Annotated in this window: 1 protein-coding gene; it reads left to right on the forward strand. The window is 63.1% G+C overall.

The features are described 5' to 3' along the window. Window positions 1-41: 41 nt before the first annotated feature. A partial coding sequence (locus tag KIH76_RS11480; protein WP_219070787.1) for an ATP-binding protein occupies window positions 42-1,270 on the forward strand: 1,229 nt, incomplete at its 3' end.

Genomic DNA, 1,270 nt, shown 5'->3' on the forward strand with positions numbered 1-1,270 from the left:
GTGCACTATTTTTTGTACATCAATAGTATAAAATGATGTACATGACAGACTACATCCCCCGCCCCCTGGCCGAGACGATCCTCAACGCGAGGCGCAAGACCGTGATCCTCGAAGGCGCACGCGCGGTCGGCAAAACGATGATGGCCCGCGAGCAACTGGTGCCGCAAGGATTCGCCTACGCTACGCTGGCCGACGAGAACACCTACAATCTCGCCACGGCCGACCTGCGCGGATGGCTGAATGAACTGCGCACGCCGGTCATCATCGACGAGGCGCAGCGCATCGCCGAACTGCCGCTCGAGGTCAAGGAGATCGTCGACGCCATGCCATCCGGCGGCATCCGATTCCTGCTCACCGGCAGCGCGGTCATCAACCGCGGCGGCCTCGACGGCCAGGACCCACTCGCCCGACGCGCTCAACGCTATGTCATGAGCCCACTGACGCAGCGCGAACGACTCGGCATACCGCGCAGCATCGTCGACGACCTGTGGAACGGTGTCCCGAACACGGATTACGACAGCGGCATCGGCCGCAGCGCACTGTACGGCCTGATGGCCGCGGGCGGATTCCCGGAATACTCATCGCAGTACGACGAATACGAGGACTGGGAGCGCGAACGACTCGTAACCGACGACATCGCTACCGTGTTGGGCGACACGATCCTGCCCGGTGAAAAACTCGACGCGGTCATCGCCCGCACGATCCTCGACAGGCTCCTGTGCTCGCCCGGCGGCATCCTCAACGCCAGCGCCACCGGCGACCAGCTCGCGCTCGACCGCCGCACCGTGGAACGCTACGTCGGGGTGTTCATGCGCCGTTTCCTCATCCACGCGCTGCCCAACATCAAGACCGCGCCGAACCGCCAGGCATTCACCCGCGCGAAACTGCATCCGGTCGACACGTCACTGAGCGTGCAGACGCTCCTGTCCAAAGGCAAGGACCCGCTCGCCGACCCCGTCATCTACGGCGGTCTGCTCGAATCGTTCGTGGTCAACCAGATCGTGCCGGCGGTGCAATGGTCGGCCACGCACCCCGACTGCTTCTACTGGCGAGAACCCGGCTCCAGCCCCAAGGAAGTCGATCTGGTCATGCAACGACGGAACCGCCTCGTCGGCATCGAGGTCAAATCCTCGGCGAAAGTCAACCGCAACGACTTCAAAGGACTCGCGGAACTCGCCAAAGACCCCCGATTCCACCGCGGATACCTCATCTACACCGGCAATACGATCATGAAATGGACCGGCAACCTATGGGCACTGCCCGTCACCGC

It is taken from the genome of Bifidobacterium simiiventris (assembly GCF_019331715.1).
Classification (GTDB): Bacteria; Actinomycetota; Actinomycetes; order Actinomycetales; family Bifidobacteriaceae; genus Bifidobacterium; species Bifidobacterium simiiventris.